The sequence below is a fragment of the Corynebacterium sp. 20-84 genome, assembly GCF_053479455.1.
Map to the genome: position 1 here is coordinate 1 of NZ_JBRBCB010000032.1, position 641 is coordinate 641.

At 57.9% G+C, this 641-nt stretch carries 1 pseudogene; it reads right to left on the minus strand.

Features of this window, described 5'->3' with window-relative positions:
• A pseudogene (locus ACUY2Y_RS11700) lies at nucleotides 1-508 on the minus strand (HNH endonuclease signature motif containing protein); the annotation flags it as partial.
• Between the last annotated feature and the right edge of the window lie 133 nt (nucleotides 509-641).

A 641-nucleotide genomic window follows, 5' to 3' on the forward strand; every position in this document is an offset into this window, starting at 1 on the left:
TCGTCAGTGTTGCCCGGGCGAGGTCGCGTTGTTTCTTATTGGCGAACCGTTTCGTGTTGTACAGGTTCACCGGACCTGCCTGCGGGTGGAAGAGTGCGACTTCCAAGTCGGACCCGTGGAACCGAGTGAGGTACTCCGCACCAGTCATCGTGGTGCCATCAGACAATCCCAGGATGGTCTCATCGCCCTGGCCGCCGAGGACCTTGATGTAATCCGGCAGCGGGATCTGCACCAGCGGGCGTGGAACAGCATCCGCAACAGCACCGTCGTTGTGGAGTAGGTCGTGGAACGCCTCGTACATCTGCGGACCCTCAGGACGATTAGCGTCGAGTTTTTGGCGCAGGGCGTACTCAAGGGCAGCAATATCCCGCGCATCACCAGTAGCACTAAAGGTGCGCTTGCCTTTCCGTTCCTTACCGAACCGGACCGATGATTCAGGGGCAGGTGTATCCACCTCGGGGACGATGTCTTTGGCGCGGCGTTTCAACGTCTTGTAGTTCCCACGCACAGACAAGAGGGTGTCCGATTGTTTGTGTGCGGGGGTTTGGTTTACAAGTAGTCCGCGAATCGGTCGGGGTAAGCCACGGCTAGTTGGTTGATGGCTTGTTTCCATCCGGTGGCTTTCGCTCCTTCAATATAGC